Genomic DNA, 11,796 nt, shown 5'->3' with positions numbered 1-11,796 from the left:
GCGACGGCCGCAGCGCAAGGCTGACACCGCCCTCTATCCACGCTATATGCGCCGTTCACGACTTGGGACGCGGCACAATGACCGGAACGACACGATCAAGCGAGGGGCTCGACGCCCGCCGCCGTAAGCTGCTGTTTCGCTCCTGGCATCGCGGCATGCGCGAGATGGACCTCATCCTCGGCAGCTTCGCCGATGCCGAGATCGGCGCCTTGACCGGCGACGAAATCGACCAATATGAGAGGCTCCTCGACATTCCCGACACCGAATTCCTGCCCATGGTCACCGGCGAGCGCCCGGTTCCCCAAGAGATCGACTGTTCGGTCCTGCAAAAAATCCTCGCGTCCCGCCGCTCCATGACATTCTGAAAGATTTTATGAGCCTTATCCCTACAATCGGCCTGCCGAAGGGCCGCGCCGGCCAGTTCATCGTCGACGGCGTTGCCGACGGCTACGAGGCCTTTGCGCTGGTGCAGGCGGCACTCGAGATCGCGCCCGACAAGCCGGTGCTGTTCGTGGCGCGCGACGGTCAGCGCCTGCCGTCGATCGTGGAGGCGCTGGCCTTTGCCGCGCCCGGCCTGCCGGTGCTGGAACTGCCGGCCTGGGACTGTTTGCCCTACGACCGCGTCTCGCCAGGTTCGGACGCCGCCGCCAAACGGCTCGATGCTCTGACCGCAATGATTGCGCTGGCCAAGAAGCCGCATCGCGCCGTCATCCTCACCACCGCCAATGCGCTGCTGCAGCGCATTCCGCCGGCAAGCCTGGTCGAGTCGCAGACCTTCCACGCCAAGCCCGGCAACCAGATCGATATGAACGCGCTGGTATCGCGGCTGGAAACATCCGGTTTCGAGCGGGTGCCGACCGTACGCGGCGTTGGCGAGTTCGCGGTGCGTGGCGGCATTCTTGACCTGTTCGCGCCCGGCTGGACCGAGGCGCTTCGTCTCGATTTCTTCGGTGATACGCTGGAATCGATCCGCGTCTTCGACGCCGCCACCCAGCGCACCACCGGCCAACGCAAATCGATGGCGTTGCAGGCGATGAGCGAAGTGGCGCTGACGCCGGAAACCATCAGCCGCTTCCGCCGCTCCTATATCGAGGCTTTTGGCGCGCCGCAGCGCGATGACGGGCTCTATGCGGCGGTGAGCGAAGGCCGCCGCTTTGCCGGCATGGAGCACTGGCTGCCGTTCTTCTACGAGCGGCTGGAGACCGTGTTCGACTATCTGCCGGATACGCCGGTCATTTTCGACCATCTGGCGCATGAGGCGCTGGCCGAACGCCACACGCTGATCCTCGATCACTACGAGGCGCGCAAGAAGCAGGCCGATGGCGCGCTAAAGGACGCCGTGCCCTACAAGCCGGTGCCGCCGGATTTGCTTTATCTCTCGCCGGAAAATTTGGTGGCGTCGCTCGGGCCGCGCGAAGCGATCGACTTCACGCCTTTCGACGCGCCCGATGCCGGCGCCAAGAAAGTCTACCATGCCGGCTCGCGCCATGGCCGCAGCTTCGTCGAGGAGCGTGCCGATCCCGGTGTCAACGTCTTCGACGTCGTCGTCAAACACATTGCCGACGAGCGTGCGGCGCGCCGCCGCATCGTCGTTGCCGGCTGGACCGAGGGCTCGCTCGACCGGCTTGGCCAGATCCTCGCCGAGCACCATCTTGGCAACCTCAGCCAGGTCGCGACGCTGGCCGAGGCGGAAAAGCTCGAGCCGGGGCAAGCGGCACTTGCCGTGCTACCGCTCGAATCCGGTTTTGAGACCGAAAAACTGGTCGTCGTCGCCGAGCAGGACATTTTGGGCGACCGGCTGATCCGGCGCTCCAAGCGCAAGAAGCGCGCATCGGACTTCATCGCCGAGGCCTCATCGCTGTCATCAGGCGACATCGTCGTCCACGCCGACCACGGCATTGGCCGCTTCATAGGCCTGCGCACCATCGAAGCGGTCGGCGCGCCGCATGACTGCCTCGAAATCCACTATGCCGGCGACGACCGGCTGTTCCTGCCGGTGGAAAACATCGAGCTTCTGTCGCGCTACGGTTCGGATTCGGCCGAAGCCTCCCTCGACAAGCTTGGCGGCGGTGCCTGGCAATCGCGCAAGGCGCGGCTGAAGAAGCGCCTGCTCGACATGGCCGGGCAGTTGATCCGCATTGCCGCCGAGCGGCAGATGCGCGCCGCGCCGAGCCTGGTGCCGGCGGAAGGCCTTTATGGGGAGTTCGCCGCCCGCTTCCCCTATGAGGAGACCGACGACCAGCAGACGGCGATCGACTCGGTCAGGGACGATCTGGCGGCCGGAAAGCCGATGGACCGGCTGATCTGCGGCGATGTCGGCTTCGGCAAGACCGAAGTGGCGCTGCGCGCGGCCTTCATCGCGGCCATGGAGGGTTTTCAGGTCGCGGTGGTGGTGCCGACGACGCTTTTGTCGCGCCAGCACTTCAAGACGTTTTCGCAGCGTTTTTCCGGCCTGCCGATCCGCGTCGGGCAGGCCTCGCGGCTGGTCGGCGCCAAGGAACTGGCTGAGACCAAGAAAGGCATCGCCGAAGGCCAGGTCGACATCGTCATCGGCACCCATGCGCTGCTCGGTTCCGCGATCTCGTTCAAGAATCTCGGCCTGCTGATCATCGACGAGGAGCAGCACTTTGGCGTCAAGCACAAGGAACGGCTGAAGGATCTCAAGACCGATGTCCATGTGCTGACGCTGTCGGCGACGCCGATTCCGCGCACGCTGCAGCTGGCGCTGACCGGAGTGCGCGAGCTGTCGCTGATCGCGACGCCGCCGGTCGACCGCATGGCGGTGCGTACCTTCATCTCGCCCTTCGATCCGCTGGTCATCCGCGAGACGCTGCTTCGGGAGCGTTATCGCGGCGGCCATTCCTTCTATGTCGTGCCACGCATCAGCGATCTCGCCGAAATCCATGATTTCCTGCGCGAATCCGTGCCGGAACTGAAGGTTGCGGTGGCCAATGGCCAGATGCCGCCCGGCGAACTCGACGACATCATGAACGCCTTCTATGACGGCCAGTACGATGTGCTGTTGTCGACGACTATCGTCGAATCCGGCCTCGATATTCCGACCGCCAACACGCTGATCGTGCATCGCGCCGATATGTTCGGCCTGTCGCAGCTCTATCAGTTGCGCGGCCGCGTCGGCCGCTCGAAAGTGCGCGCCTATGCGCTGTTCACGCTGCCGGCCAACCGCAAGCTGACCGACACCGCCGAGCGCAGGCTGAAAGTGCTGCAGTCGCTCGACACGCTGGGCGCCGGCTTCCAGCTCGCCAGCCACGATCTCGATATCAGGGGCGCCGGCAATCTTCTCGGCGAAGAACAGTCCGGCCACATCAAGGAGGTCGGCTTCGAGCTCTACCAGCAGATGCTCGAAGAAGCGGTCGCCGAAGTGAAGGATTCCGGCGAAGTGCAGGATGGCGGCTGGTCGCCGCAGATCGCCGTCGGCACGGCGGTGATGATCCCGGAAAGCTATGTGCCGGACCTGCAGCTCAGGCTGGCGCTCTATCGCCGCCTGGGCGATCTCGAAAACACCGAGGAGATCGATGCCTTCGGTGCCGAGCTGATCGATCGCTTCGGACCGCTGCCGGAGGAGGTGAAGCATCTGCTCAAGATCGTCTTCATCAAGGCGCTCTGCCGCAAGGCCAATGTCGAAAAGCTCGATGCCGGGCCGAAAGGTGTCGTCATCCATTTCCGCAAACGCGAGTTTTCCAATCCCGTCGGACTGGTCAAGTTCATCGGCGAGCAGGGCTCGCTGGCCAAGATCCGGCCCGACCACAGCGTCGTGTTCAGCCGCGACTGGGCGACTGCCGAAAAGCGGCTGGCGGGTTCGGCTGTGGTGATGACGCAATTGGCGCGGCTGGCTGCGGCATAGCCGGCTCATTCGCCAGCGCTGAAATTCCGGTCTAGAATAGGAAATCGGCTTCGTGTATGGAGCCGCCACCCCATATAGGGGCTGAAATGGCGGACGCGGGTGTTCGCGGGAAAGAGCGTTGGGTGCAACGATGACGAAATGGTCGCCGAATTCCTGGAGATCGATGCCGATCAAGCAGGTTCCTGCTTATCCGGATCTCACCGCGCTCAAGAACACGGAAGCCCAGCTCGCCACCTTTCCGCCGCTGGTTTTTGCAGGTGAGGCGCGCAAGCTGAAGAAGCAGCTTGCTTCTGTCGCTGCCGGTGATGCGTTCCTTCTGCAGGGCGGCGATTGCGCCGAGAGCTTTGCCGAACATGGCGCGGACAACATCCGCGACTTCTTCCGCGTCTTCCTGCAGATGTCTGTGGTGCTGACCTTTGCCGGCGCGCAGCCGGTGGTCAAGGTCGGCCGTGTCGCTGGCCAGTTCGCCAAGCCGCGCTCGTCCGACAACGAGACCAAGGGCGATGTGACGCTGCCGAGCTATCGCGGCGACATCATTAACGGCATCGAGTTCGACGCCAAGTCGCGTATTCCGGATCCCGCACGGCAGGAGATGGCGTACCGCCAGTCGGCGGCGACGCTCAACCTGTTGCGCGCCTTCGCGCAGGGCGGCTATGCCAGCCTGGAGAACGTGCACAGCTGGATGCTCGGCTTCGTCTCCGACAGCCCGCAGGGCGAAAAATACGAGTCGCTGGCCAACCGCATCACCGAGACGATGGACTTCATGAAGGCCGTCGGCATCACCTCGGAGACCAACTACGCGTTGCGCGAGACCGATTTCTATACCAGCCACGAGGCGCTTCTGCTGGGCTACGAGGAAGCGCTGACCCGCGTCGATTCCACCTCCGGCGACTGGTACGCAACCTCCGGCCACATGATCTGGATCGGCGACCGCACGCGCCAGCCCGACCATGCGCATGTCGAGTATTGCCGCGGCATCAAGAACCCGCTGGGCCTGAAATGCGGGCCGTCGCTGACGCCGGACGGTTTGCTGCAGCTCATCGACCTGCTCAACCCGGAAAATGAGCCGGGACGGCTGACGCTGATCGCGCGCTTCGGCTCCGACAAGGTCGCCGACCATCTGCCGAAGCTGGTGCGCGCGGTGAAGAAGGAAGGCCGCAGCGTGGTGTGGTCGTCGGACCCGATGCATGGCAACACCATCGAGGCCGCCGGCTACAAGACGCGGCCGTTCGACCGCATTCTCAAGGAGGTGCAGACCTTCTTCGAGGTGCATCGCGCCGAAGGCACGCATCCGGGCGGCATCCATGTCGAGATGACCGGCAAGAACGTCACCGAATGCACTGGTGGCGCTCGCGCCATCACCGCCGAGGAATTGCAGGATCGCTACCACACCCATTGCGACCCGCGCCTCAACGCCGACCAGGCGATCGAACTGGCGTTCCTGGTCTCGGACCTGCTCAAGAAGAGCCATCCGGTGCAGCACAAGCAGGTTGCAAACGGCTAAGCCTGCCGGCTTGAGTTTGGTTGATCAAAAGCGCTGGAGAAATCCGGCGCTTTTTCGTTTCGCGGCGATGCATGGCGGGCCGTCATCACATCCGAGCATACGAAAATGTGTTCGCACGCGACCATTGCAAAACCAAGATTGGGGCGGAACGCGGAAGCTCCGAGCCCTCTCCATCCGGTCGCCAACACCATGCGCCACGAGCATGCCATCATCCACCACCGCGCGCTTGACTTCTGGTCGGCGCGCGCTGCGGTCCTCGTCATCATCTGCCTGCAGCTTCTCGTCATCAACGATTTGTCGTTCGGGCCGCGCTGGTTGGCGCCTGTGATCGAGGCGACCCTGCTTGTACCGCTGTCGATCGCGACCGCCTGGACACAAATGGCGACGCAGAAGGCCGTCGACCACGAGCATTGGTATGCGATCGGCCGGTTTCGCGTCTACATCCGCCGGACGGCACTGGTCACGACCGGCGTCATCAGCATCATGAACTGCGGGGCGCTGGTTCTGCTGGTCAAGGCGCTGCTCGAAGGCCACGCCGGCGCCGGAACGACGTTGCTGGTCGACGCGCTGAACATCTGGGTGACCAACGTCATCGTGTTTGCTCTATGGTTCTGGAGCACCGACCGGGGCGGGCCGCCGACCTGCGGTCTGGTCAAGCGCGCGCAGGCGGACTTCCTGTTCCCGCAAATGACGCTGCCCGACCGCGAAACCCATGACTGGCTGCCCGGCTTTGTCGACTACGTGTTCCTGGCCTTCACCAACGCGACGGCGTTCTCGCCCACCGACACCTTGCCGCTCAGCCAGCGCGCCAAGCTGCTGATGATGGCGGAGGCGATGATCTCGCTGCTGACGATCGCGCTGGTGGCGGCGCGTACCGTCAACATCCTCGCGTAAGCTGTGTCGGTATTCAGGTGATGCCGGCCTGCAAATGGCGGCTTCCTGCGCTTCCGGTGCTCACGTACGAAAAGTACGCTCCGCTCCGGTTCTCGGAATCCGCCATTTTCGACTCGGCCTGACCTGAATCTCAACACACCTTGGAGCCGAGCTCGAGCTATTTGCGCCCGCGTTCCCAGCGCAGTCCATTCAGTCGGGGATCGGCGGCAAAGGCGGTCCTGGAAAACTCGATGCGCTTTTCCGGGAATTCGCAGATCGCCTGCACGCCGAAGGCGCCGAGGCGGATGCGCCAGGTCTGCGGCTCCAGCGGCTTTGCCTTGGCGAACCCCTTGCAGGTCAGCAGTGCGATGTTGGCGCCCTTGGGGTCACGCGCCGAGCGATAGCGGATTGCTTGCATCCCGTCCATGCGCGCGACATCGGCAATCGCCTGGCAAGCGGCATAGTCGGTTGGATGCGTCCACGCCGCGGCATCGCGATCAAGCGGCGGCCGTGTCAGGTCGATGGCGTTGGCACATTTGATGGCGGCGGCGAAGGCGGTGTAGTCGGCGGCGTCGCGTGGCCAGGGTGTGTCCGGCGATTCGGCAAAGAACAGCAGACGGTAGAAGGCCATTTCGGCAACCGCGGTCATCATGGTTTCGGCGGCATAGTAGACGCCCAAGGTCTTGCCGGCGCGGCGGAAGCGCGAGCCGTGCGGATAGACCGAGCCGTAGCGGAACGGCGTCGCCAGGAGATAATGGAGATGCCGGCATTCGAGCGGGATCTGCGGCTTGGTTTCCTCGATCAGGTCTTCCAGCAGCGCCTGTTCGTCCAGCGTGTCGACGACTTTCAATGTCGAGACACGGTGCTGCGCCTCGACCATGCGCCAGTATTTGCCGTCGAGGCGGACCGCTTCAGACGAGAGCGCGTCGGGAGTCCAGATAGGCAATGACATCGACAAGCCCTGATATGGTCAGGATTTTTTCCAGCGGGCTGCCGTCGAATGCCGTATTGGCGTTCTTCAGCCACGCGCGGGCAACGGTCTCGTCACCGCCGACAATGGCGTCGAGCGAGCGGAACAGCCGCACGAACAGCACCGCCAGCTCGAACGGTTTGGTGCCGCGCTCCAGCAGGAACTCCTGCCGGCGCATGCGTGAAACCGTGGCTTCCGAAACACCGATGACGGAAGCCAGCATCCTGGCGGTGATGTCCAGAAGGTCGGCGGCGCGCAGCGTGGCTTTGGTCAAAACCGCATTTTCGGCTGCGTTGGCAGCGATTTTGGGTTGTATCACAGACATGGTCTTTCCATTTCTATGGGAAATATAGGCCATAAAAATTCATATGGAAAGATTCTGGATCAAAACAATTGGAGGCGCGGCCGACAAACTCTTGCGGCGAAAGGGATCAGTCCTTCTTGTAGAGCAGCCAGCTTTTGCCGGCGCGGCCGGCCATCGCCGAATGCCTGGTCACGCGGTTACGCCCGCTGACCTTGGAGCGATAGAGCGCCCGGTCCGCCTTGGTGTACAGGTCCTCGGCACTTTCGGCCTCGGATGCCATGCAGATGCCCATGGATACGGTCACGGTGCCGTAGTTGGTGCCGGTCTGGCTGCTGGTGAACGGCGTCTGTTCAATCAGCGCGCGTATGCGCTCGGCGATCTCGTAGGTGGTGTCCTCGCTGACACCCTCGATGATCAACGCGAATTCCTCGCCGCCGGTTCGGGCCACGAACATGTCGGCGGCAATGCTGGTCTGGAAAATGTCGGCAACAATCTGGATGATCTTGTCGCCGACCGGGTGGCCGTAGCGATCGTTGATGTCCTTGAAGCGGTCGATGTCGGCAAGGATCAGGGCGTTGAACAGGATGCCCTTGTTGCTGGTGTAGATCCTGGTGATCTGCTTGTCGAAGGCGCGGCGGTTCCAGATGTGGGTCAACGGATCGGTGTCGGCGAGCCGCTTGTACTCCTCGAGCTTGGACTTGACGCTTTCGAGCTCGGCCGTCTTGTCGCTCAGCGTGCTGGCAACCTGCTTGCCGTGGTCGATCGTCGAATTGGTGGCGGCAGATATGGCGCTGACGACCTTTTGCAGCAGATCCTGCGAAAGCAGGCTGCGGTTGGAAAGTCCGCTCGACGTTTCGTCGAGGATCCTGCCGTATTTCTCGATATGGCTGCGTTCATTGCGCAGCAGCGAGGCGATGTCCTCGAGCTCGCTGGCAAGGACGTCGCGCGCCTGCTCGACAATGCCGGGACCATGATGCTGCGCAAAGAAGGTGCGGCCGATCTGGTCCAGTTCCTCTTGCGTCGGCCGGTTGCTCAACGAAACGACGGCAAGGCTGAGCTCGCGATTGGTGCCGTTCAGCGCCTCGTAGAAGATTTCATAGTTGCGCGGCAGACCGAGCACGCCGAGCTGGCGCATGGTCATCACAACATTGGTTGCGATGTCTGCATTTCGGTCGGTCTGGACGGCTACCGGCTGCATGTTCTGTTCACTCTACCCCTGGGAGCCTTCGCAGACCTGCGAGTGCATGATGTCGCCGACGGGGCGTGAGCCGAATTCCAGGTCAACCTTCGAAAAGCCGCGTCCCCAATCACGACTTTCGCTGCCAAGGACCATAGATGCGGGGGCGCTAAAGTTTCCTTAATGTCACGTGGTTCAGCACGTTTTCTCTACCTCAGGCTGTAAAAGCTTTGCTGCCGTGCAGCGGGAATTCAAAACGCGTCCGCGCTGTGTCGCGTTTGCCTGTACGCAGCAGAACTGGAATCCTGCCAGTGTGGCGAAGCCATGAATGGCGCTATCGAACGGAGGCCGGGATGGATGACAATCACAGCGGATCGTGCCTGTGCGGGGCGGTGCGCTTCAAGACGCGGGGGGCCTTGCGCGGGGTGATCTATTGCCACTGCTCGCAATGCCGCAAGCAAAGCGGGCATTTCTACGCCGCAACCAATGTGCCCGATGAAAACATCACGATAGCGGGCGCCGAGAGCATCACCTGGTACGAGGCGTCTTCGTTTGCCAAACGCGGCTTCTGCAAGACATGCGGCTCGCTGCTGTTCTGGAAGCCGCGCGACGACGCCTATGTCTCGGTCATGGCCGGGCTGTTCGACAAGCCCACTGAGCTTGTGGGGCAGTGCCACATCTTCGTCGGCGACAAGGGCGACTATTATTCGATCGACGATGCGCTGCCGCAGTTCGAGAGGTCGACGCCGTCGGTCAAGGTTGCCGAGGAGTGACACGGTGCGGGCCAATGATTTTTGAAGCGCCTGCCTTATTCCCTTGATCCGGCCATTGCGTTATCCCCTGCCGGTGATTCCAGGGGATTTGAGCATGCAGCGGCTTATCGATGCTTTCTTCAATTCAGTGCGGGCGTTTCGCAAGCTGGCCGCCAGCGAAAAGGCTTTTCAGCAGGAGCTGATGCTGCTCGTGCTTGCCTTGCCGCTTGGCTGGTTTGTCTCGGTGTCATGGCGCGGCTACGCGCTGCTGGTCGGCGCGGTGCTGCTTTTGATCATGGTCGAGGTTCTGAACACTGGCATCGAGGCGGCATGCGATGCGTTCAGCCGGGAGTTCAACGTCGATATCCAGCTGGCCAAGGATTGCGGATCGCTGGCGGTGCTGATTTCGGTGCTGATCGTGGCTGGTGTCTGGGGCATCGCCATCATCGAGCGCATCACGGGACTACCGATCTGACATCCCGGCTCCTATATGACGGTTACTAAAGGAGACCGTCATGAGTGAGGCCGCCGAATTTCTGCTGCTCGAACGCACCGGCCTGCCGGATGATCTGCGCTGGCTGACGGAGAAATATCCGCGCGAGGTTTGGCAGGGCCACGCCAACATTCATGGAATGGCGAACATGTGGCTGCAGCGGCACGACATGTTCCGCGAGCTTGGCGGCATGCTCAGCAACGGCATTGGCGACTATCGCGAGGGCAGGCTGACGGCGCCGGATTTCGCCCGCTGGTTCGCGCCGCGCCTCAACCATTTTCTCGGTAACCTCGACGGCCACCACAATGTCGAGGACTATCAATACTTCCCGGTCTTCGCCAAAGCAGAGCCGCGGCTGAAACGCGGCTTCGAGATCCTCGACGCCGATCACCACACGATCCACGAGGGGCTGGAGCGCAATGCCGAGACGGCGAACGCTTTTATCAGGACGCTGCAGGAGAGCGACGACAAGCAGCGCTTTGCGGCGGACGCTTATGCCGACGAGAACGGTCGGCTGATCGCCATGCTGAAGCGGCATCTGGCCGACGAGGAGGATTTGATCATCCCGCTAATCCTTGACCGCGGCGACCGCGCCCTGATCGGGGACGACGACTGAACTACGTGGCTCGCCACTACGTGGCTTCGCTATTGCGGGCGTCCTTGGCGCGCTCTTTGCTGGCGACGGTGCGAGCGATGAGCCAGGCGAGGAGGGCGACGGCGAGGCCAATGGCGAGCGCCACCAACAGCCGTTCGTGACGATGCAGTGCCTGGCCGACGATACGCTCAGCACCCAGTCCGAAGACATAGCCGATGGTGCAGAACAATGCCGCCCAGACCAGCGACGAGATGGCGTTGAGAATGACGAAGCGTGTCACCGTGATGCTGGCAAAGCCGGCGGCTATGCCGCCGACCAGGCGCAAGCCGTAGATGTAGCGGTTCGACAGCACGAAGATGTTGGGATGCGAGGAGACCAGACGGTATGCGTGATTGAAGCCCGGCCTGGCTTTCAGTTTGCGAACGTAAGGATGGTCGGCAAAGCTCCGCCCGAGAATGAAGAAGAAAGTGTCGCCGACGAAGGCGCCAAGGGCGGCTGCGAGGAAGGCCTGCCACAGGATGAAGACGTGCTGGTGCGTGAAGAAGCCGCCGAGGATGGCAGCGCTTTCACCTTCGGCGACGCAGCCGAGAAAGACGGCGATCAGCCCGTACTGCTCGATGAGATGATGGATGGTCTCCGTCATGATGTCTGCGGCGTCAGCCGTTCGTCGATCCGTCTCAGCCGGTCGGCGATCTGCGCGATCTCGTCACGCATGCCGATGATCTGGCTGTGGCGCAACTCGTCGAGCTTTTCGTGCAGCGCCATGATCTCGATCTCGGCCTTGAGATTGACCTCGTAGTCGTGCGCGGCGTCGATGCGGTCGCGTGCGGCCTGGCGGTTCTGCGACATCATGATCACCGGCGCCTGCAAGGCGGCGATCATCGACAGGACGAGATTGAGAAAGATGAAGGGGTAGGGGTCGAACGAACTTTGCCCCAGCAGCCACCAATTGGCGCCGATCCAGAGGATCAGGAAGGCGATGAAGGACAGGATGAACGACCATGAGCCGCCGACGCGGGCGATGGCATCGGCGATACGATCGCCCGCGCCCTGAAGGCCGGCAAGATTTTGGTTGATGTCTTGCGAAATCGGCTTGCGGTCGACGGTGCTCTGCAGCACGCGTCGCTCAAGCTCGCTGAGAGCCTCCGGCGTTCGCTTCAGCCAGCGGTTGGCGAGTTCTGGCACGGTTTTGTTCATGGATGTCTCCATAGGAAAAGCATCGGCTTGGCAGCCATGTTTGCATATAGGAAGATGGCGCTCCGT

Annotated in this window: 12 protein-coding genes; 7 read left to right on the top strand and 5 right to left on the bottom strand. The window is 62.5% G+C overall.

Going from position 1 to position 11,796, the window contains the following annotated elements:
• The first annotated feature begins 77 nt into the window (after positions 1 to 77).
• From AC1D0N_RS21135 to AC1D0N_RS21120, 4 genes are all read left to right on the top strand, one after another.
• Complete coding sequence (locus AC1D0N_RS21135; RefSeq protein ID WP_477247293.1) at positions 78 to 365, top strand: FAD assembly factor SdhE; 288 nt, start codon at positions 78 to 80, stop codon at positions 363 to 365.
• Positions 366 to 373: 8 nt separating this feature from the next.
• Positions 374 to 3,865, top strand: coding sequence for a transcription-repair coupling factor (gene mfd / locus AC1D0N_RS21130; protein WP_477247292.1), 3,492 nt, complete (start codon positions 374 to 376; stop codon positions 3,863 to 3,865).
• A gap of 130 nt (positions 3,866 to 3,995) precedes the next feature.
• Positions 3,996 to 5,369 (top strand): class II 3-deoxy-7-phosphoheptulonate synthase, encoded by a 1,374-nt coding sequence (locus AC1D0N_RS21125; RefSeq protein WP_477247291.1) that lies wholly within the window; start codon positions 3,996 to 3,998, stop codon positions 5,367 to 5,369.
• 189 nt (positions 5,370 to 5,558) lie between these two features.
• Positions 5,559 to 6,263 (top strand): hypothetical protein, encoded by a 705-nt coding sequence (locus AC1D0N_RS21120; RefSeq protein WP_477247289.1) that lies wholly within the window; start codon positions 5,559 to 5,561, stop codon positions 6,261 to 6,263.
• A 157-nt stretch (positions 6,264 to 6,420) separates the two neighbouring features.
• Here AC1D0N_RS21120 and AC1D0N_RS21115 read toward each other — a convergent pair whose 3' ends face one another.
• The 3 genes from AC1D0N_RS21115 to AC1D0N_RS21105 form a co-directional block, all read right to left on the bottom strand.
• A complete protein-coding gene (locus AC1D0N_RS21115; protein ID WP_477247287.1) occupies positions 6,421 to 7,194 on the bottom strand; it encodes an RES family NAD+ phosphorylase in 774 nt (257 codons plus the stop codon).
• Positions 7,154 to 7,537 carry an antitoxin Xre/MbcA/ParS toxin-binding domain-containing protein gene (locus AC1D0N_RS21110; protein ID WP_477247285.1) on the bottom strand — a complete coding sequence of 128 codons (384 nt, stop codon included), beginning with the start codon at positions 7,535 to 7,537 and terminating at the stop codon, positions 7,154 to 7,156. Before AC1D0N_RS21110 ends, AC1D0N_RS21115 begins: the two co-directional genes overlap by 41 nt.
• A 106-nt stretch (positions 7,538 to 7,643) precedes the next feature.
• Positions 7,644 to 8,714 (bottom strand): GGDEF domain-containing protein, encoded by a 1,071-nt coding sequence (locus AC1D0N_RS21105; RefSeq protein WP_477247283.1) that lies wholly within the window; start codon positions 8,712 to 8,714, stop codon positions 7,644 to 7,646.
• A gap of 332 nt (positions 8,715 to 9,046) precedes the next feature.
• On the opposite strand from AC1D0N_RS21105, the gene AC1D0N_RS21100 reads away from it, so the two are divergent.
• From AC1D0N_RS21100 to AC1D0N_RS21090, 3 genes are all read left to right on the top strand, one after another.
• The gene (locus AC1D0N_RS21100) at positions 9,047 to 9,466 is read left to right on the top strand and encodes a GFA family protein (RefSeq protein ID WP_477247281.1); all 420 of its coding nucleotides are present in this window, start codon (positions 9,047 to 9,049) and stop codon (positions 9,464 to 9,466) included.
• 94 nt (positions 9,467 to 9,560) lie between these two features.
• Positions 9,561 to 9,920 (top strand): diacylglycerol kinase, encoded by a 360-nt coding sequence (locus tag AC1D0N_RS21095; RefSeq protein ID WP_477247279.1) that lies wholly within the window; start codon positions 9,561 to 9,563, stop codon positions 9,918 to 9,920.
• Between the two features lie 40 nt (positions 9,921 to 9,960).
• Positions 9,961 to 10,554 (top strand): hemerythrin domain-containing protein, encoded by a 594-nt coding sequence (locus AC1D0N_RS21090; protein WP_477247278.1) that lies wholly within the window; start codon positions 9,961 to 9,963, stop codon positions 10,552 to 10,554.
• Positions 10,555 to 10,570: 16 nt separating this feature from the next.
• On the opposite strand, the gene AC1D0N_RS21085 is transcribed toward AC1D0N_RS21090, so the two are convergent.
• Both AC1D0N_RS21085 and AC1D0N_RS21080 read right to left on the bottom strand, forming a co-directional pair.
• Positions 10,571 to 11,176, bottom strand: a complete 606-nt coding sequence (locus tag AC1D0N_RS21085) for a DedA family protein (protein WP_477247276.1) — start codon at positions 11,174 to 11,176, stop codon at positions 10,571 to 10,573.
• The gene (locus AC1D0N_RS21080; RefSeq protein WP_477247275.1) at positions 11,173 to 11,730 is read right to left on the bottom strand and encodes a DUF1003 domain-containing protein; all 558 of its coding nucleotides are present in this window, start codon (positions 11,728 to 11,730) and stop codon (positions 11,173 to 11,175) included. Before AC1D0N_RS21080 ends, AC1D0N_RS21085 begins: the two co-directional genes overlap by 4 nt.
• Between the last annotated feature and the right edge of the window lie 66 nt (positions 11,731 to 11,796).

This window comes from Mesorhizobium sp. P2_E10, from assembly GCF_056404235.1.
Note: the sequence above shows the minus strand (reverse complement) of the source record. Positions and strands in the feature narration are given on the sequence as shown.

What these genes read in the sequence shown, in the direction of transcription:
- AC1D0N_RS21135 (WP_477247293.1), top strand. Translation starts at nt 78, where the DNA reads ATGACCGGAACGACACGATCAAGCGAGGGGCTCGACGCCCGCCGCCGT.
- mfd (WP_477247292.1), top strand. Translation starts at nt 374, where the DNA reads ATGAGCCTTATCCCTACAATCGGCCTGCCGAAGGGCCGCGCCGGCCAG.
- AC1D0N_RS21125 (WP_477247291.1), top strand. Translation starts at nt 3,996, where the DNA reads ATGACGAAATGGTCGCCGAATTCCTGGAGATCGATGCCGATCAAGCAG.
- AC1D0N_RS21120 (WP_477247289.1), top strand. Translation starts at nt 5,559, where the DNA reads ATGCGCCACGAGCATGCCATCATCCACCACCGCGCGCTTGACTTCTGG.
- AC1D0N_RS21115 (WP_477247287.1), bottom strand. Translation starts at nt 7,194, where the DNA reads ATGTCATTGCCTATCTGGACTCCCGACGCGCTCTCGTCTGAAGCGGTC.
- AC1D0N_RS21110 (WP_477247285.1), bottom strand. Translation starts at nt 7,537, where the DNA reads ATGTCTGTGATACAACCCAAAATCGCTGCCAACGCAGCCGAAAATGCG.
- AC1D0N_RS21105 (WP_477247283.1), bottom strand. Translation starts at nt 8,714, where the DNA reads ATGCAGCCGGTAGCCGTCCAGACCGACCGAAATGCAGACATCGCAACC.
- AC1D0N_RS21100 (WP_477247281.1), top strand. Translation starts at nt 9,047, where the DNA reads ATGGATGACAATCACAGCGGATCGTGCCTGTGCGGGGCGGTGCGCTTC.
- AC1D0N_RS21095 (WP_477247279.1), top strand. Translation starts at nt 9,561, where the DNA reads ATGCAGCGGCTTATCGATGCTTTCTTCAATTCAGTGCGGGCGTTTCGC.
- AC1D0N_RS21090 (WP_477247278.1), top strand. Translation starts at nt 9,961, where the DNA reads ATGAGTGAGGCCGCCGAATTTCTGCTGCTCGAACGCACCGGCCTGCCG.
- AC1D0N_RS21085 (WP_477247276.1), bottom strand. Translation starts at nt 11,176, where the DNA reads ATGACGGAGACCATCCATCATCTCATCGAGCAGTACGGGCTGATCGCC.
- AC1D0N_RS21080 (WP_477247275.1), bottom strand. Translation starts at nt 11,730, where the DNA reads ATGAACAAAACCGTGCCAGAACTCGCCAACCGCTGGCTGAAGCGAACG.